Annotated in this window: 12 protein-coding genes, 1 tRNA gene and 3 pseudogenes; 10 read left to right on the top strand and 6 right to left on the bottom strand. The window is 71.6% G+C overall.

Features of this window, described 5'->3' with window-relative positions; translation table 11 throughout:
* The first annotated feature begins 41 nt into the window (after positions 1-41).
* The 4 genes from tmk to IE263_RS45000 all read left to right on the top strand — a co-directional run bounded on the left by tmk (position 42) and on the right by IE263_RS45000 (position 7,009).
* Positions 42-3,338: a dTMP kinase gene (tmk, locus tag IE263_RS45015; RefSeq protein WP_189943939.1), complete on the top strand. Its 3,297-nt coding sequence runs from the start codon at positions 42-44 to the stop codon at positions 3,336-3,338.
* 589 nt (positions 3,339-3,927) lie between these two features.
* Entirely contained in the window at positions 3,928-5,133 is a 1,206-nt protein-coding gene (locus tag IE263_RS45010; protein ID WP_189943938.1) for a DNA polymerase III subunit delta', read from the top strand.
* Between the two features lie 123 nt (positions 5,134-5,256).
* Positions 5,257-6,828 (top strand): alpha/beta hydrolase, encoded by a 1,572-nt coding sequence (locus tag IE263_RS45005; RefSeq protein ID WP_189943937.1) that lies wholly within the window; start codon positions 5,257-5,259, stop codon positions 6,826-6,828.
* Between the two features lie 107 nt (positions 6,829-6,935).
* Positions 6,936-7,009: transfer RNA gene (locus IE263_RS45000), tRNA-Thr, on the top strand.
* A 45-nt stretch (positions 7,010-7,054) separates the two neighbouring features.
* Here IE263_RS45000 and IE263_RS49260 read toward each other — a convergent pair.
* Both IE263_RS49260 and IE263_RS44995 read right to left on the bottom strand, forming a co-directional pair.
* A pseudogene (locus IE263_RS49260) lies at positions 7,055-7,300 on the bottom strand (tyrosine-type recombinase/integrase); the annotation flags it as partial.
* A 234-nt stretch (positions 7,301-7,534) separates the two neighbouring features.
* Positions 7,535-8,057 (bottom strand): annotated as a pseudogene (locus tag IE263_RS44995) (transposase family protein); the annotation flags it as partial.
* A gap of 90 nt (positions 8,058-8,147) precedes the next feature.
* Between IE263_RS44995 and IE263_RS44990 the strand changes: the two are divergent.
* Positions 8,148-8,528: a DUF6221 family protein gene (locus IE263_RS44990; RefSeq protein WP_189943936.1), complete on the top strand. Its 381-nt coding sequence runs from the start codon at positions 8,148-8,150 to the stop codon at positions 8,526-8,528.
* A gap of 42 nt (positions 8,529-8,570) precedes the next feature.
* On the opposite strand, the gene IE263_RS44985 is transcribed toward IE263_RS44990, so the two are convergent.
* On the bottom strand, positions 8,571-8,867 hold the full coding sequence (locus IE263_RS44985; RefSeq protein WP_189943935.1) for a hypothetical protein: 297 nt from the start codon (positions 8,865-8,867) through the stop codon (positions 8,571-8,573).
* Positions 8,864-9,781, bottom strand: a pseudogene (locus IE263_RS44980) (tyrosine-type recombinase/integrase); the annotation flags it as partial. The pseudogene IE263_RS44980 and the gene IE263_RS44985, both read right to left, overlap by 4 nt.
* 182 nt (positions 9,782-9,963) lie before the next feature.
* Between IE263_RS44980 and IE263_RS44975 the strand changes: the two are divergent.
* The 3 genes from IE263_RS44975 (at position 9,964) to IE263_RS44965 (ending at position 12,344) form a co-directional block, all read left to right on the top strand.
* A complete protein-coding gene (locus tag IE263_RS44975; protein WP_189943934.1) occupies positions 9,964-10,830 on the top strand; it encodes a DUF4279 domain-containing protein in 867 nt (288 codons plus the stop codon).
* 10 nt (positions 10,831-10,840) lie between these two features.
* The gene (locus tag IE263_RS44970; protein WP_189943933.1) at positions 10,841-11,290 is read left to right on the top strand and encodes a hypothetical protein; all 450 of its coding nucleotides are present in this window, start codon (positions 10,841-10,843) and stop codon (positions 11,288-11,290) included.
* Between the two features lie 400 nt (positions 11,291-11,690).
* Complete coding sequence (locus IE263_RS44965) at positions 11,691-12,344, top strand: hypothetical protein (protein ID WP_308430826.1); 654 nt, start codon at positions 11,691-11,693, stop codon at positions 12,342-12,344.
* A gap of 135 nt (positions 12,345-12,479) precedes the next feature.
* On the opposite strand, the gene IE263_RS44960 is transcribed toward IE263_RS44965, so the two are convergent.
* Both IE263_RS44960 and IE263_RS44955 read right to left on the bottom strand, forming a co-directional pair.
* Positions 12,480-13,184 (bottom strand): response regulator, encoded by a 705-nt coding sequence (locus IE263_RS44960; RefSeq protein WP_189943931.1) that lies wholly within the window; start codon positions 13,182-13,184, stop codon positions 12,480-12,482.
* On the bottom strand, positions 13,181-14,506 hold the full coding sequence (locus IE263_RS44955) for a sensor histidine kinase (protein WP_189943930.1): 1,326 nt from the start codon (positions 14,504-14,506) through the stop codon (positions 13,181-13,183). The genes IE263_RS44960 and IE263_RS44955 overlap by 4 nt, the downstream gene beginning before the upstream one ends.
* Before the next feature lie 213 nt (positions 14,507-14,719).
* Between IE263_RS44955 and IE263_RS44950 the strand changes: the two genes are divergently transcribed.
* Together IE263_RS44950 and IE263_RS44945 are read left to right on the top strand one after the other, a co-directional pair.
* A complete protein-coding gene (locus IE263_RS44950) occupies positions 14,720-15,424 on the top strand; it encodes an ABC transporter ATP-binding protein (protein WP_189943929.1) in 705 nt (234 codons plus the stop codon).
* Positions 15,421-17,805, top strand: coding sequence for an ABC transporter permease (locus tag IE263_RS44945; protein ID WP_189943928.1), 2,385 nt, complete (start codon positions 15,421-15,423; stop codon positions 17,803-17,805). Before IE263_RS44950 ends, IE263_RS44945 begins: the two co-directional genes overlap by 4 nt.
* Positions 17,806-17,911: the final 106 nt, after the last annotated feature.

Raw genomic sequence — 17,911 nt, 5'->3', positions numbered from 1 at the left:
GGCCCTCTCGGGCTGTCAGTCGCTGCCGATAGGCTGAAAGCATGACGCGAGCCGAGCAGCCGACGGCCCACCACCCGGCCCCAGATGACGCCCTGGTAGCGGACTCCCGCGAGCGCGCCGTTCGCGCCCTGCTGCGTCAGCCGCAGCTGAAGCGGTTGTGGAGCGCGCAGTTGGTGAGCGGCATCGGGGACGTCCTCGCCCTCCTGGTGCTCGTCCTCCTCGCCCTCCAGGCGGCCATCGCCGAGGGCTCCTTCGGAGGCGGCTACCGGGGTGTGGCGTTCGCGGTGGCAACCGTCTTCGGGGTGCGCGTTCTCGCCACCCTGCTCTTCGGCGCCGTCCTCCTCGGACCACTGACCTCGCTGACGTCGCCGGACGGTCCGCTCGACCGCCGCTGGACCATGGTCGGCGCGGACGGTGTGCGTGCCGCCCTGCTGATCGTCGCGCCCCTGTGGATCGACTGGACGCCGGACGACGCCCTGGCCCTGCTGCTGGTCACCGTGTTCGTGACTGGTGTCGCCGAGCGGTTCTGGACGGTCGCCCGGGAGAGCGCGGCCCCCGCGCTGCTGCCCGCGCCGCCCCTGGAGGGCGCGACCGTACGGCCGTTGCCGGACCACCTCGACGCGCTGCGCCGCCTGTCGCTGCGGACGGGCTTCGTGGCGGTCCCGCTGGGCGCGGCCGCGCTGCTCGTGGCGGCATTGTTCAACAATCTGCTGGGCTCCGGGATCGACTGGTTCGCCCAGCACCAGGCAGCCCTCGCCTCCTATGTCGCGGCGGGCCTGTTCGCCGCGTCGCTGTCCGTCGTGACCTTCCTGGAGCTGCCCGGCACGCGCACCCCGCGCGCGCGGTCGCCGCTCGAGGGGCTGCGCCGGCCCCGGACGGCCACCGGTGTCGACGCGGGCCGCACCGGCGCGATCCCGCTGCTGGTCCTGGCCTGCGCGGCCGTCGCCGGCGCCATCGCCGCCGCGGTCGCCGTGGCGGTGCTGCACGCCAAGGACCTGGGCGGCGGGCCGGTGCTGTACGGCCTGCTCGTGCTCGCGCTGACCGGCGGGGTCGTCCTCGGCGTCCGTACGGCACCGAAGGTGCTGGTGACGCTGTCGCGGCGACGCCTGCTCGCGCTGGCGATCGCCTTCACCGGCGTGGCGCTGCTCGCGGCCGGGCTGGTCCCGGACGTCACCAGCGTGCTGCTGATCGTGGCCCTGGCCGGCGTCGGCGCGGGCGTGGCCGCCCATACCGGGCACGCGCTGCTCGACCAGGAGACCGAGGACCACCGCCGCACGCGCGTGACGGAGCACCTGCACGCGGTCGTCCGGGTCCTCGTCGCGCTGGGCGCGCTGGTCGCTCCGCTGGTCGCGGCGCTGATCGGGCCGCACCGGATGGAGAACGGCAAGTTCGTCTTCGCGCACGGCGGGGCCGCGTTCACGCTGATGCTGGTGGGCGCTCTGCTGCTGCCGGTGGCCGCGCTGGTGCTGGCCAAGGTCGACGACCGTTCCGGCGTGCCCCTGCGGCACGACCTGCGGGACGCGCTCCTCGGCGGCGACGACCCGGTGCAGGCCCCCGCGCCGAACGGCTTCTTCATCGCCCTGGAGGGCGGCGACGGCGCCGGCAAGTCCACGCAGGCCGAGGCGCTCGCCGAGTGGATCCGGGGCAAGGGCCACGAGGTCGTCCTCACACGCGAGCCGGGCGCCACGCCCGTCGGCAAGCGGCTGCGGTCGATCCTGCTGGACGTCTCGAGCGCCGGGCTCTCGCACCGCGCGGAGGCGCTGCTGTACGCGGCGGACCGGGCAGAGCACGTCGACACCGTCGTACGGCCCGCGCTGGAGCGCGGCGCGGTGGTGATCACCGACCGGTACATCGACTCGTCCGTCGCCTACCAGGGCGCCGGCCGCGACCTGTCCCCCACCGAGATCGCGCGGATCTCACGGTGGGCGACGAACGGATTGGTGCCGCATCTGACGGTGCTGCTGGACGTCTCCCCGGAGACCGCCCGTGAACGCTTCACGGAGGCGCCGGACCGGCTGGAGTCGGAGCCGGCGGAGTTCCACACGCGCGTGCGCTCCGGTTTCCTCACGCTGGCCGCCGCCGACCCCGGCCGCTACCTCGTCGTCGACGCCGGCCAGGAACCGGAGGCCGTGACCGCGGTCGTCCGGCACCGGCTCGACCGGATGCTGCCGCTGTCCGAGGCCGAGATCAAGGCCCAGGAGGAGGCCCGGAAGAAGGCCGAGGAAGAGGCGCGGAAGAAGGCCGAGGAGGAGGCCCGGCGCAAGGCCGAGGAGGAGCGCCTGGAGCGTGAGCGCCAGGAGCAGCTCGCCCGGCTGCGCGCCGAGGAGGAGGAGCGCAAGCGGCGCGAGCTGGAGGAGGCGCAGCGGCGCGAGGCCGAACGGCAGGCCGAGGAAGCCCGGCAGCGGGCCGAGGAAGCGGCCAGGCGGGCGGAGGAGGAGCGGGTGCGGCTCCTCGCCGAGGAGAAGGCCCGTGCGGAGGAGGAGGCCCGTCGCAGGGCCGAGGAGGAGCGGCGCCGCAAGCAGGCCGAGGAGGAGGCCCGGCTGCGGGCCGAGGCCGAGGCGCGGCGCCTGGAGAAGCAGCGCAAGGCCGAGGAGGCGCTGCTGCGGGCCGAGGAGGCGCGGCGCGCCGCCGAGCAGGCCGCCGCCGCGGCCCAGGCCGGCCCGAAGCAGGCGCCGCCCGCGGCACCCGCGGTCGCGCCGGACGCGGCGACCGTACCCACACCGGTGGTGACGCCGACGAACGCGTCGGGCGGACCGGTGGAGGAGACGGCCGTGTTGCCCCGGGTGCGGATGGACAAAGACCCCGTGGAGGGCTCGGGGGGGTCGGCCGGCCGTCCGGCCGCGAAGCCCTCGTCCGGGGCCGCCGGGGCGTCCGACGCCGAGGTGACGGCCGAGCTGCCGCAGCCGCCGGCGCCCGCGGGTGCGGCCGACGAGACGGCCGTCCTGCCCCCCGTCGCTCCGGCCGGGGCCGCTGACGAGACGGCGGTGCTGCCTCCCGTACGGGACGACAGCTTCGCGGACGAGACGGCCGTACTGCCTCCCGTGCAGGGTGAGAGCCCTGCCGACCGGCTGCCGCCGGGGTACTTCCGCGACGAGCGGCCCGGTACGGGCCCGGACGGGTCCGAGGACCGTACCCGCGAGCTGCCGCAGGTCGACGAGGAGGGCACGCCCCGGCGACCGCGCTCGGACTGGGCCGAGGAGACCCCGCTGGACGACCTGCCGACCCTGGCGGACGAGCTGCTGGGCCCGCACCGGGACAACGACGGGACCGACGACGGACGAGGCGACGGACGAGGCGATGGCCGGGGTGGCGGCCGCGGTCGGGGCCGGCGGCGCTGAGCCTCGAGGAGCGGCGCTGAGGCTTGGGCAGCCGGTCTTGGGTCTCTCGGGGGCCGGGCTGAAGCGCAGGTGACCTGGCTGCGGCGCGGGTGACTGGACGGGCTTCGGGGCGCGTGCCGAGTCTTTGGCGCTGCACGATGCTGCACGAGTCTGCGGACCGGGCGGGCCAGAGGCTCGCCGCCCCGGGCTTCAGCCCGCGTCGAGGGTTCGGGCTACTGCGAGATTCGAGCTACTGCGAGCGTCCGGTTCTCGCCGGGCCTTCCGCTTTGCTCGGGAGGCGAAATTCGGTGTCCGCGTCCTCGGGGTGGCCGACCGGCCGCAGTCGTACGCGGACCGGGCGGGCGGCCGTGGCTCGTGCCGGGGCGTCCGTATCGCGCCGAGTTTCCGGGCTGCCCCGGTCATCCGGCTCTCGCGAGGCCTCCCCTCTCCTGGGACGCGAGGCCCGGCGTCACTGGAGTGTCCGGCGGGGCCGACTCGGCCGCCGACAGCCGTTCCGGGGCCGGCGTCCGCCGTCCCGCGTCTCGTTGTCAGTGGCAGCCCGCACAATGGAACCCGCAACGCGAAGCATGACGAAAGGGCGGCGTGACCCATGGCCGTGTGGGACGACCTCGTCGGGCAGGAGAAGGTGAGTGAGCAGCTCGCCGCCGCTGCCCGGGATGCCGACGCGCTCGTCACCGCGGCCGCATCCGACGCGCCGCCGCCCGAGGCGTCGAAGATGACGCATGCCTGGCTGTTCACCGGGCCGCCCGGCGCGGGCCGGACGCAGGTGGCGCGGGCCTTCGCCGCCGCGCTGCAGTGCGTGAGCCCGGACCGGGCGCTCGGCGGGGCGCCCGGGTGCGGCTTCTGTGACGGCTGCCACACGGCGCTCATCGGTACGCACGCCGACGTCACCACCGTCGCCGCCGTGGGCTCGCAGATCCTCGCCGACGACATGCGGGACACGGTCCGCAAGTCATTCACCTCGCCCGCGAACGGCCGCTGGCAGGTGATCCTCGTCGAGGACGCCGAGCGGCTGAACGAGAAGTCCGCCAACGCCGTCCTCAAGGCGGTCGAGGAGCCCGCGCCCCGTACCGTGTGGCTGCTCTGCGCACCGTCCCTGGAGGATGTGCTGCCCACCATCCGCTCCCGCTGCCGGCACCTGAACCTGCGGACGCCCTCCGTCGACGCCGTCGTCGACATGCTCGTACGACGCGAGGGCATCGAGCCCGCCGTGGCCGCGGCCGCCGCCCGTGCCACCCAGGGGCACGTCGACCGGGCCCGCCGCCTGGCCACGGACCCGGCCGCCCGCGAGCGCCGGGCCGCCGTGCTGAAGCTGCCGCTGCGCGTCGAGGACGTCGGCGGCTGCCTCAAGGCCGCACAGGAGCTGGTCGACGCGGCGGCCGAGGACGCCAAGCAGCTCGCCGAGGAGCGGGACGCCAAGGAGACGGAGGAGCTGAAGGCGGCGCTGGGCGCGGCCCAGGGCGGCCGACTGCCGCGCGGTACGGCGGGCGTGATGAAGGACCTGGAGGACAAGCAGAAGCGGCGCAGGACGCGTACGCAGCGCGACAGCCTCGACGTCGCGCTCACCGACCTCACCGCCTTCTACCGCGACGTCCTCGCCCTCCAGCTCGGCTCCCGCATCGCCCTGGCCAACATGGACACCGAGGACGCCCTGGAGCGGCTCGCCCGCGGCAGCAGCCCCGAGTCCACCCTCCGCCGCATCGAGGCCATCGCCGCGTGCAGAGAGGCCCTCGACCGCAATGTGGCTCCGTTGCTGGCGGTGGAGGCGATGACGATGGCGCTGAGAGCGGGCTGAGGTCCGGCCGCGGGTTCCCTGCTGGTTCTTCGCCACGGTCCCAGCCGGTTGACGGCGTCACTCGTCCGTGGCACCTCCCGCACGTACCGCATTCATTCCGTCGCTCAGAGTTACGCTCGCGGGATGTACATCAGGCGCTCCCCCCGTAGGTCCCGCACCGGCGTCACCCTTCTCTCCCTCGCCGCGTTGCTCGTCTCCGCCTGCTCCTCCGGGGGTGCTACGAGTCCCGCGACCCCGGCCGCGGCGGAGGCGGGGCTGGCCGCGCTGCCCCGGGCCACGCCGTCCGCGCTCTCGCCGTACTACGGGCAGAAGCTGAGCTGGCGCGCCTGCGGTGTCCCCGGGTTCGAGTGCGCCACGCTGAAGGCGCCGCTCGACTACGACCGGCCCGGCGCAGGCGATGTCCGGCTCGCCGTGGCCCGCAAGAAGGCGACGGGCCCGGGCAAGCGGCTCGGCTCGCTGCTCGTGAACCCGGGCGGACCGGGCGGCTCCGCGATCGGCTACCTCCAGCAGTACGCCGGCCTGGGCTACCCGGCCGGGGTCCGCGCCCGCTACGACATGGTCGCCGTCGATCCGCGGGGCGTGGCCCGCAGCGAGCCCGTGGAGTGTCTCGACGGGCGCGAGATGGACTCGTACACGCAGACGGACGTGACACCCGACGACCAGCGGGAGACGGGCGAACTCGTCGGGGCGTACAAGGAGTTCGCGGAGGGGTGCGGAGCGCAGTCGCCCCGCCTGCTGCGGCACGTCTCCACCGTCGAGGCGGCCCGCGACATGGACGTCCTGCGCGCGGCGCTCGGGGACCGCAGGCTGACGTATGTGGGGGCGTCGTACGGGACGTTCCTCGGGGCGACGTACGCGGGGCTGTTCCCGGAGCGGGTGGGGCGGCTGGTGCTGGACGGGGCCATGGACCCGTCGCTGCCCGCCCGGCAGATGAACCTGGACCAGACGGCGGGCTTCGAGACGGCGTTCCAGTCGTTCGCGAAGGACTGCGTGCGGCAGCCGGACTGCCCGCTGGGCAGCAAGGCGGGCGAGGTCGGCAAGAACCTCAAGGCCTTCTTCGAGCGGCTCGACGCGCGGCCTCTGCCCACCGGTGACGCGGACGGCCGCAGGCTCACCGAGTCGCTCGCCACCACCGGCGTGATCGCGGCGATGTACGACCAGAGCGCCTGGGGCCAGCTGCGGGAGGCGCTGACCGCGGCGATGGAGGAGAAGGACGGCGCCGGGCTGCTCGCCCTCTCCGACAGTTACTACGAGCGTGACGACAAGGGCCACTACTCGAACCTGATGTTCGCCAACGCGGCCGTGAACTGCCTGGACCTGCCGGCCGCCTTCGACAGTCCCGACGAGGTCCGCCGAGCGCTGCCCACGTTCGAGAAGGCATCCCCGGTCTTCGGCGAGGGCCTCGCCTGGGCCTCCCTGAACTGCGCCTACTGGCCGGTCGCGCCCACCGGCGAGCCCCGCCGCATCGCGGCCAAGGGCGCGGCCCCGATCGTCGTCGTCGGCACCACCCGCGACCCCGCGACCCCCTACCGCTGGGCCCAGTCCCTCTCCCGTCAGCTCTCCTCGGCCCGCCTCCTCACCTACCGGGGCGACGGCCACACCGCCTACGGCCGCGGCAGCGGCTGCATCGACTCCACGATCAACGCCTACCTCCTCCACGGGACGCCTCCGGCGAGCGGAAAGCGCTGCTCATAGCCCCGCGGCCACCCACGGAACGGCCGGCTCCGGGGGTGGTACGGAGCACCCCTCGAAACTGTGTAGACTTACCGATGTTGCTGACCGCACCATGGTGCGGACGGCGCGCCGCCTTAGCTCAGATGGCCAGAGCAACGCACTCGTAATGCGTAGGTCTCGGGTTCGAATCCCGAAGGCGGCTCTTTCTAAGCCCAGCCCAGACAGTGTCTGAGCTGGGCTTTTTCGTTCAATGGACGCGACGACGGCAGCGGGCGCGGGCTACGCGGCTGTCCGTGGTCTCAATTCTGGTCTCAACGGACGGTTCCGGACGGGACTCCGACTGAGGTTCCGGGGCGGGTGCCGGCCGCGGCATGAAGGTGTCGCCCATGCGGCGTATGGCGTCCTTCGACAGGTGCGATCGGCCCTGGACGTACCGGCGGGTCTGGCTGATCTGGGTGTGCCCCAGGACCTCCATGATCGTCGGCATGTCCATCTCGCCCGCTACCTGCCGGAATGCCGACCCGATCCCGAGTCCCGTTCTGGGCGCTCCCGAAGGACGGCCGCCGGTCTCCACAGGCGAGTTCACAGCGCATCCGGCCGGTCGGCAAACGGAATCAGCGTGTTCTTGCTAAGGGTTGACCCGTAAGTGATCTTCAGGTTCGTGGGGGTGCAGTCGGTCGAGGTCTGGTCTTGTTGCCTATTCAGCGAGATTGAGGTTGTGGAGGGTCGTGGTGGTCTTGCCGACGGCGGCCTTGGCGCCGGACTCGGCCCAGGCCCGGCAGTCGTTGCAGTCGCCCGGCAGTGGGCGGCCGACCACGACCACCAGGCGGGTATCGGCGTCAATGACGACCTGATGGTTGGTGGAGTTTCGGTAGTTCTTGGGCTGTTCGGCGACGTTGTGATCGCGGGTGGGTACCAGGGTGCCGTCCACGATCAACACAGCGTCCTTCGCGAATCGCTTGCGCGGCTGCAGGGCCAGCTTCGGCCCGAGGTGGTGAAATCATGCGGTCGGCGGCCGATTTCGACACCCCAAACAGCGGGGCCAGCTGCCGCAGCGTGAGATTCGTCCGCCAATACGCAGCCACCAGCAGTACCCGGTCCTCCAGCGGCAGCTTCCACGGCCGGCCCCGGCCTGGCGTGTCCGCAGCCTCCCGGCGCAGCTGCCCTACCAACTGGCCGAATGTGCGCGGGCTCAGCCCGGTGAACGGGGCTATCCAGGACGGCTCCGACGCCGTGATCACACCAACCACATCAAGATCATTCCACTGCGGGCCGGCCACAGCCTGCCCGCACCATGGAAATCAGACGACCCCGCCCGGCGCATCGTCCAGGATGACCCTATGAGTCAAGAGCTGGTGACGTTCCTCAACGCACGGCTGGACGAGGAGGCCGATCTGGCCCGACGCTGTGATGGTGACGGATGCGGGGAGTGGACCGCTCACGGGCACACGGTCGACTTCGGCCAAGGGGAACTCTCCGGGTTCCATCCCACGATCGCCCTACACGTGGCGCTACACGACCCGGCTCGCGTTCTGCGGGAGGTCGAGGCCAAGCGACGCGTTCTGGCCCGCCATGTGCTCAGTCCAGCCGCGGGCGACCCCGAACTTCCGTGGGACAACCGCGATGACTGCCAGTTCGACGGCGAGACCTGGCCATGCGACGACCTGCTCGACCTCGCCTCACCTTACGCCGATCATCCTGACTACCCCCGACGAGCCTGAGACGGAGATCGTTTACGGGACAACCCTTAGACGCACCCTTAGCTACAGGATGACCTCGTAGATCTCCTTGTAGCCGGATTTTGCGTTGTTGTTGAACGCGTCGATCAGTGCCTGCGTCTCCGCATCCGGATTCACGAAGAACTGTCGCTCCTTCGTGAAATAGTCATGGAGGTCTTCGACTTCCCACTGGCAGACAACTGTGTCCATGGGGCCGGCGTAGTCGACGTAGATTCGCCGGTTCTGGTAGCCCATCTGATCGAAGATCGCGCCGAGGATGTTGAACGCCGCAACTATCTCCGGCGCCTTTCCGCGCTCAGCTTGGAAGACTTCGCGTATCATATACATGACATGCCTCGAATCGCTTGCGCACCGGGCATTCCTGGGTTGGTACCCCCTTCCACGCTAGGACGCCCGGATGGTGATCGCATATCAACTGGCGGCAGGCGCCCCGAATCCTGGCTCGACCAAGCAGACCCGGATGCCTTCCGGCGGCCAGCCCTCTTGATCTGGGTGTGCCGGAGGATCTCCATGATGGTCGGCATGTCCACCCCAAGTTCGTTGAGGATCGTGCCGGCCGTGTGGCGGCTGCCGTCGTACAGGCGGCTGTCGTCGATACAGGCTTCTGACAACAGCTCCTTGAACTCCTTCCGGTCCTGTCGTGGATCGAGGGGACGACTGTCCGGCCGGGTGAAGACGAGTTCGTGTTCCTGCCACTCGTCACCCTCGGCCGCCCGCTCCCTCCTGCTGCGCCTTGTGCTCGCGCAGGTAGGGGATGAACGGCGGCGGGATGGGCACGGCGTTCCGGCTCTTCTTCGTCTTGGGCCGGGTGAAGACGAGACCTCCGCCCTTTCGGTCGGGGCAGGCACTCGCGTGCTTCGTGCAGCCTTTCGGGCAAGGCTTGGGACATCCGCGCTTGTCATTCTTGTGCGCCTTGCAGTCGGACTCGCACGGGTCGAAACGGTGGAGGCGGTCGCCACAGACGTGGGGGTCTTTGCAGCCGTGGCGCCAGGTGAGTCGCGGATCTGCCATTGGGGGTGGAACAGTTCGTTGTCGAGATCGACGTACGGCCACCTGAGGCCCAGGGTCTCGCCCTGCCGGAAACCCATGCCGACGCCCACGCACCAGCGCATGAAGGTCGGTCGCTTGGAGGCCGCCTCCAGGAACGCCTTTGCCTCGTCGGTCGTGGCCGGGTTCGCCTCGGTCTCGTCGACCGTGGGCGGGTCCACGAGGGCAGCCACGTGCCGTCGTCGACGGCTTCGAGAAGGACCCCTCCGAATTCATCGGCCGTCTCCTCCCGGAACTGCTCGGCACCAAAGGCACCGGTCTGGCCCGCGGCGGACTGCGCATGGCGACAAAGGAGGGCCTGGAGTCGGCGGCGCAGCGTGGAGCGCGGGAGGGCCTCGAGCGTGAGGCCGCCAGAGGTTCCGGGGACGCCATGCCCGAGCGTGCCGACGTCATGCAGGAACTGCGCGAATCCAACCCGCAGATAGTGAACCAGAAATGGCCGGACACTGATGGCCGTTACTATGCGGACCGGGTGCTTGCTGGTGGCCGCCCGGACGGGGAGAAAGTCTTCGCGGGGCATGGCTACATCGAATTCGGAGCCGGCGACATCGTGGTTCCGGAGGGAACTTCGATTTCTTTCTGCGTGCAACACGGCGACCAACTTCCCGGCCTCAACGGCCTGACCGTCGAGCGCGGCGTCTACCCGGGAGGGTATTCGGAGACATTCCATGCGGGCGACCGAATTCCAAACTATACGTTGGCGCCTCCCGTTTCGTCGGCGCCGGTGGTTTCAGTGTGTTCGAGAACTCGACGACCTTTGCCCAAAGGAAGCAGCTGGGAGAGCTGCTGGAGCCAGGATGACTTGACCTGTGAGGAGCCCTGTATGGATGTGACGGAAGAGCGCCACTGGGTTTTGACGGACGTGTCACTCGTCATCAAGGGAAGGGATCTCCACCCCGAAGAGATCACACCTTTCCTTGATATTGGGCCCACTGGTGTGCGCAATCCAGGGCCCAGTAAATGGGGCCGCCCGGGCGAGATCGATGGACAGTGGAGGATCAGCTGCGACGAGCGCACCAGCCGGAACTTTCACGAACAGTTGGACAGCATCCTTTCTACCGCGGAACGGAAGCGGACCGAGCTCAGGCAGCTGGCTGAACAGGGATATGAGGTGACCGTCAGCCTGCTCGGATTCTCCGGAAACGAATCCACTCTTGCTCTTCAACCGGAAGAAATCAAGCGAATCGCAATCCTGGGGTTCCCGCTCACGGTTGCAGCCAGTATGAATGAACGCTGAGAGAGCAGTCATGGAAATGGAACCTGTGGCGAAATTGAAGCCTTGGGGTGACTTGAGCACGTCCCTGGTTGTATCAGGTCAGAAAGTGGATTCTGCTTCCCTGATTGCCGAGTTGCAACTCGCTGACAGTGAAGAGTTCCCTTCGTTCGAAGGTGTGGGTATCTATTCCGGCCCCGGCTGGGCCACGCTCACCGTTGACGAGCGACGCTCTAAAAGCGCCGACGAACAGGCCGCAGAACTTATCGGATTCCTCAGCCCCCGCAAGCCGGCGCTCGATGCGCTGAAGAAGGCGGGAACATTGGTGAAGGTCGATGTGTCAGGCGTTGCCGAGTCAGGATCGGGGCTCTATATCTCGCCAGACACTCTTGCAGGTCTTGCAGAGTTGGGAGTCCCTCTCATCTTTACGACGGTCCGGGCATCCGGGGAGGACGAGGAAGACCCACTCGCCTGGCTCGGCTGAACCTCGGAAGGCCCACTAGGTCGGCGCGAGCACGATGAACCGGCGTCCGTGCTGAGGCAGCCGTAATCCCGTCCATGGCAGGGTCCTTTTTTCGTTCGGCGGAGGCGTCGATGCCTCGGGGAAGTGCAAGACCCGGGCGCCGGTCGCCGAAGGATGGGGTGTCACACACATGGAGTAACGTTCTGAGGTGTCCACGCCTCCACCACCTCAGAGCCCCTACGGGCCGCAGAACCCCTATGGGCCTCAGAGCCCCCACGGCCAGCAGGGGCCGCAACCCCCTCAACCCCCGCAGGGCCCGTACGGCCAGCAGGGGCCACAGCCCCCACAGACCCCCTACGGCCAGCAGCCGCCGTACGGCGCCCCCCACCCCCCGCAGCCCTACGGCTGGGGCGCACCGCCCATGGCGCCGCCCCCCAAGAAGCGGCGGATCGGGCTTGTCCTCGGCATCGTGGGCGGCGTCGTCGGTGTGGTCGTCGCGGCCGTGGTGGCGCTCGCGGTGATCGGGGCCGGCGTCGAAAGCAACTTCCCCGAGGCCGAGTACCAGCTCACCCTGCCCAAGACCCTGCTCGACGGCCGCTACGAACTCACCGACGACCTCTCCGACACCGAAGGTCAGAAGATCGAGGAGGAGATGGACGGTGCCTGGGACGCCAAGGTCACCGACTCCACGGTCGGCCAGTACGCCCTCGGCGGTGACGAGAACGAGGGCGCACTGCTCGTCTCGGGGATGTACGGCCGGTTCCAGAACACGGACGAGGGCCGCGACAGCATGCTGAAGGGCGTCGGCGAGGCCGACGGTCTCACGGTGGCCGTGCAGCCGAAGGACTTCCGTCCCGGCGGTTCGGACGTCACGGTCACCTGCGAGGTCGTCACCCAGAAAGAACTCGGCACGACGCTGACGTACCCGGTCTGCGCCTGGGCGGACGGCAACACGGCGGCCGTGGTCGCCGAGATCACCGCGGAGACCGTCACTCAGTCCCCCTCCGACGTCGACCTCGAAGCGGCCGCCGAGACCACCCTCAAGGTCCGTTCCGAGACCCGCAAGGCGCTCTGACGACCGCTGGGGCGTGTCATCGGATCACGCCGCGGCGCCGATGAGGGGCCGCACCTGCGAGGCCGGCCGATCCGAAAGACGCCGACCGCGTCAGGGAGTCCGGCGGGGAGTGACTGGTACCACCGGGACCCCGGGTCAAGCAGACGACCCGGGGTCTCGTGCCGTGCTGGCCGCGCCCGGCACGATCAGTCCCGTCTCGTAGGCCACGACGACGGCCTGGGCGCGGTCGCGCAGGCGGAGTTTGGACAGGATGCGGGCCACGTGGGTCTTCACGGTCGCCTCGCTCAGGCCGAACCTCGTGGAGAGTTCGGCGTTGCTCAGGCCGGTGCCGAGGGAGCGGAGCACCTCCAGCTCGCGGGGGGTGAGGACCGACAGGTCGCGGTGCAGGGCGGTGGGCTCGGTGCCGTGGGCGACGAAGCGTTCGACCAGGCGGCGGGTGATGGCGGGGGCGAGCAGCGCGTCGCCGGTGCGGGCGAGACGGACGGCCGCGACCAGGTGCTCGGGGGTGACGTCCTTGAGGAGGAAGCCGCTGGCTCCGGCGGTGAGGGCGGCGTAGACGTAACGGTCGAGGTCGAAGGTGGTCAGCATGACGACCCGGGGCGGGTCGGGCATGGTGCCGGACAGGATGCGCCGGGTGGCTTCCAGACCGTCGGTCCCGGGCATGCGGATGTCCATCAGGACGAGGTCGGGGCGGGTGCGGCGGACCGCGTCGACGGCCTCGTCCCCGTCGGCGGCCTCGGCGACGACGTCGATGCCGTCGGCGGCCAGGATCAGGCCGAAGCCGGTGCGGACCAGTGCCTGGTCGTCGGCGATCACGACGCGGGGCGGCGGTTCGGTCATGGTGTTTCCCCGCCCTTCTCGTACGGAATGACCGCGTGCACGCGGTAGCCGCCGGTCGGGCGGTGGCCGGCTCGGAGGGTGCCGCCGTGGACGGTGAGGCGTTCGCGCAGGCCGATCAGGCCGCGGCCGGCGCCGGAGCCGGACTGTGCGGTGGGGGTGCCGCCGGTGTCCGTCACCTCCACGTGGACCGCGGCCGGCGTGTGGTCGACGGCGACTCGCACCCGGGCGCCCGAGGCGTGCTTGACGGCGTTGGTCAGGGCCTCCTGCACCACGCGGTAGGCGGCCAGGTCCGCCCCGGCGGGCAGGGGCCCCCGGGTGCCGGTGACGGTCAGTTCGACGGCGACGCCGGTCGCGCGCACCCGGTCGACGAGGGCGGTCAGCCGGTCCAGGCCCGGTTGCGGGGCCAGGTCCGGATCGGCGGCCGGGTCGGGATCGTCGCCGACCAGGGTGAGCAGGCCCATGACCTGGCGGAGTTCGGCCATCGCGGTGCGCCCGCCGGCCTCGACGGCCAGCAGTGCCTCGCGGGCCCGCTCGGGCGAGGCGTCCATCACCTTGCGGGCCGCCCCCGCCTGGATCACCATCACGCTCACATTGTGGGTGACGACGTCGTGCAACTCACGTGCGATCCGCGCCCGTTCACGCTCGACCGCGAGCCGGGTCGCCGCCTCCTGCCGTTCCTGCAGGGCGTGCACGCGCTGCTTCCAGACATGGATCGCGTTGGCGCCGAGCCCCACGCCGAGCAGCACGAGGAACGGGACCACGCCGGGCGTGACGTACGGGAAGTTCTCCTCGGGAGACGCCGCGATCAGACCGGCGCCCGCCACCAGGCTCGTGAGCGCGCGCAGACGGTACGGGCTGTACACGGCGGCGCCGTACGCGGCCACCACGCACGACAGGAACGTGTACGCGGTCGTGTCGCCCGTGCCCAGGTGCTGGTTGAACAGCAGCGTCGTGCCGATCACCGCCCAGAACGCGACCAGCGGGTAGCGCCGGCGGACGACGAGGGGCAGTGCGGTCAGGGCCGCCAGGGCGAGCTGCCAGGGCTGGACGGATCCGAGATCCTGCGGCCAGACCACCGGCGGGGGCGGCACCGGCGGCTCGGTCCCCGGAACCGGAATCGGCACCGGCGGAATCACCACGGTGGTCGTGTCCTGTGCCCGCGCGGCGCCCACCGTGCAGACGGCGAGCACGACGGCGAGGACCGTGTCGGCCGTCCACATCCACCGGGTCGGGGGCGGAAGCGGACTCGTGGCGCGCAGCAGCGTCAGCACGCCGGTTCTCCATCGGTCCACCGTCTCCGCCGCCCCCGCAGACCCACCCATGGGCCCAGTGTGGCAAGCGCCCCGGCCGGCCCACATCCCTCTCGGTACGGAGGGGTGGAGGGGGCCCTGCATCCCCCGCGTACATCCAGGGGATGACGCGCCCGGCCGGTAGGCCCGCAGCGGCAGCCGCGTCTCACCGCCGGAGGCGACGACGCGGGCGCGGTCCGTCCCTAGCGTCGTGGCGAACCATCCACCGCAGGCCAGGGAGGCTCCGTGACAACGACCGCGCCCGTCATCGACATCCGCGAGGTGAGCAGGACGTACGGGGAAGGGCCACCGGCGCTCCACGACGTCACGCTGAGCGTGCGGACCGGGGAGGCGCTGGCCGTCGTAGGGCCCTCGGGGAGCGGCAAGTCGACGCTGCTCAACCTGATCGCCGGACTGGACCGGCCGAGCGCGGGCAGCGTCACGGTCGACGGGGTGCGGGTGGACGGGCTGAGCGAGACGGCCTCGGCCAGGTACCGGCGGGCGCGGATCGGCATGGTCTTCCAGTTCTTCAACCTCCTGGACGACCTGACGGTCGGTGACAACGTGCTGCTGCCCGCCCAGTTGGCCAAAGCGCCCCGGGCCGAGGCCCGCAGGCGTGCCGCCGACCTGCTGGAGCGCCTCGGCATCGGCCGCCACACCCACGCCTACCCGGGGCGGCTGTCCGGTGGGGAGCGTCAGCGGGTCGCGGTCGCCCGGGCGCTGATGAACCGTCCCGCGCTGCTGCTGGCCGACGAGCCCACGGGCGCCCTGGACACCGCCGCGGGCGCGGACGTCCGCGAACTGCTGACCGGGCTCAACGCGGACGGTCAGACGATCGTCCTGGTCACCCACGATCTGGGGCTGGCCGCCTCGTGCGCGACGAGGACCGTCGAACTGGTCGACGGCCGGATCGTCCGGGACACCGAGCACACGGCGGTGGTGGGCCGATGAGCGCCCTGGGCCGGGTGGTGCGCGCCGGGGTCGGCAGGCGGCGCGTGCAGACCGCGGTGCTGGTGATGACCACGCTCATGGCGGTCACCGCGTCCGTCCTCGCCGTCGGACTGCTCGCCGCGTCCCGGGCACCCTTCGACCGGGCCTTCGCGCAGCAGCACGGCGCCCATCTGACCGGGCAGTTCGACGGCACGAGGGCGACGGCCGCGCAGCTCGCGGCGACCGCCCGCGCGTCCGGCGTGACCGCCACGGCCGGCCCCTTCCGGACCCTCACGGTGCGCCCCCGTACCGCCTCGGCCTCGGACTTCCTCCCGGCGGGTGTGGATCTGCCGCCGGTGACCGTCGTCGGCCGGGCCGAGGCCGGCGGCCCGGTCGACGCGATCGACCTCGTCGAGGGCGCCTGGGCCACCCGCGCGGGCGAGATCGTGGTGGCCGACGGCGAGTTGCCCGCCCGGCTGGGCACGCGGCTGACGTTCCCCGGCGCGCCGGGCAGCCCGACGCTGACCGTGGTCGGGCTCGCCCGGTCGGTGACCGGCACCGCCGAGGCCTGGGTGACCCCCGCGCAGGCCGAGGCGCTGACGGCGCGGGGCGGCCCGGCCGCGTACGAGATGCTCTACCGCCTGCGCGCCGCGGGTACGGACGCCGAGGTGGCCGCCGGCCGGGCCGCGATCGCGGCGGCCGTGCCGAAGGGGGCGATGACCGGCTCGCAGTCGTATCTCGTCGTCCGGCAGCAGCAGACGGCCAACGCGATGGCGTTCGTGCCCTTCCTGGTCGCCTTCGGTGTGCTGGGGCTGCTGCTGTCGGTCCTGGTCGTCGGCATCGTGGTCAGCGGCGCGGTCGGCGCCGCGACCCGGCGCATCGGCATCCTCAAGTCCCTCGGTTTCACTCCGGCGCAGGTCGTGCGGGCCCATGTCGGGCAGGCGCTGATCCCGGCGGCGATCGGCTGCGGACTGGGACTGGTCCTGGGCAACGTGCTGGCCGTCCCGGTCCTCAGCGAGGTCGGTTCGGCCATGGGCGCCCCGGCGGCCTCGATTCCGGTGTGGGTGGACGTCGTCGTGCCCGCCGCCGCCCTCGTCCTGGTCGCGGGCGCCGCCCTGGTACCGGCGCTGCGTGCGGGCCGGCTGCGGACCGTCGACGCCCTCACCGTCGGGCGCAGGCGCGGCGCCGGGCGTGGGCGGCTGCTGCGGCGGCTCACGGGCAGGCTGCCCTTGCCGCGCGCGGTCGGCCTGGGGCTGGCCGACCCCTTCGCCCGGCCCGCGCGTTCCGGGACGATGGCCGCCGCGGTCGCCTTCGGCGCCGTGTGCGTCACCTTCGCGGTCGGGCTCGCCCTGACCCTCGGGGCCATCCAGGAAAGGCGCACGCTCGACTCGGCCGGCTCGGTCGTCGTGTCCAGCGGCGGCGGACAGGGACCGCCCGGTGCCGAGGCGGTCCCCGCGGGCGGTACGGCCGACGCGCCGAACGCCGAGCCGGGTGACGTCGCCGCCGCGCTGCGCGCCCAGCGCGGGACCGGCCGCTTCTACGGGACGGCGCAGGCCGAGGTGAGCGCGTCCGGGATCACCGGTGTGACGACTGTGGTGGCGTATCAGGGCGACTCGTCGTGGGGCGCTCCCCGGCTGGTCTCGGGCAGCTGGCTCGACGGCCCCGGCCAGGCCGTGGTCACCACCCGTTTCCTGACGGCCGCCGGGATCCGGGTCGGGGACACGGTGACCCTGACGGAGGAGGGCCGGCAGGTCCCGGTGCGGATCGTCGGCGAGGCCTTCTTCACCGACGGCGAGGGCATGGCCCTGCTGACCTCGACCACCACGCTCGCCGGCCTCGGACTCGACGCGAAGCCGAGCCGCTACTACGTGCAGACCCGGCCCGGCACGGATCTGAAGCCCTATCTGACCGCCCTCAACGCCGCACTCGAGCCGGTCGGTGCCGTCGCCACCGTCGACACCGCCGACTCGTCGAGCGTGATCGTGGCCATGGACGCGGTGATCGGCATGCTCACCCTGCTGCTCGTTGTGGTCGCGGGCCTGGGCGTGCTCAACACGGTCGTCCTCGACACCCGCGACCGCGTCCATGACCTCGGTGTCCTCAAGGCGCTGGGGATGACGCCCCGGCAGACCGTCGCCATGGTCGTCACCTCGGTCGCCGGAATCGGCCTGCTCGCCGGCACGGCCGTGGTCCCCGCCGGGGTCGCCCTGCACCACTGGATCACCCCGCTCATGGGCGACGCCGTCGGCATGGTCCTGCCCCGCGGGATGGTCGCTGTCTACGACCCGCCGACGCTGGTCCTGCTCGCCCTGGGCGGGCTGGTCATCGCGGTGGCGGGTGGGCTGGTGCCGGCGGGGTGGGCGGCGAGGACGGATACGGCCACGGCGTTGCGGGCGGAGTGAGCCTGTCCCCGGATCCGGTCGGCGGGGTTGCGAGAAGCGGAAAGGGCTCGGCCCCCACCCGGCGGGGCGGGGGCCGAGCCCTTCCGTCACTGCGTGCGCACCTGCG

It is taken from the genome of Streptomyces aurantiogriseus (assembly GCF_014649375.1).
Taxonomy (GTDB): Bacteria; Actinomycetota; Actinomycetes; order Streptomycetales; family Streptomycetaceae; genus Streptomyces; species Streptomyces aurantiogriseus.
Note: the sequence above shows the minus strand (reverse complement) of the source record. Positions and strands in the feature narration are given on the sequence as shown.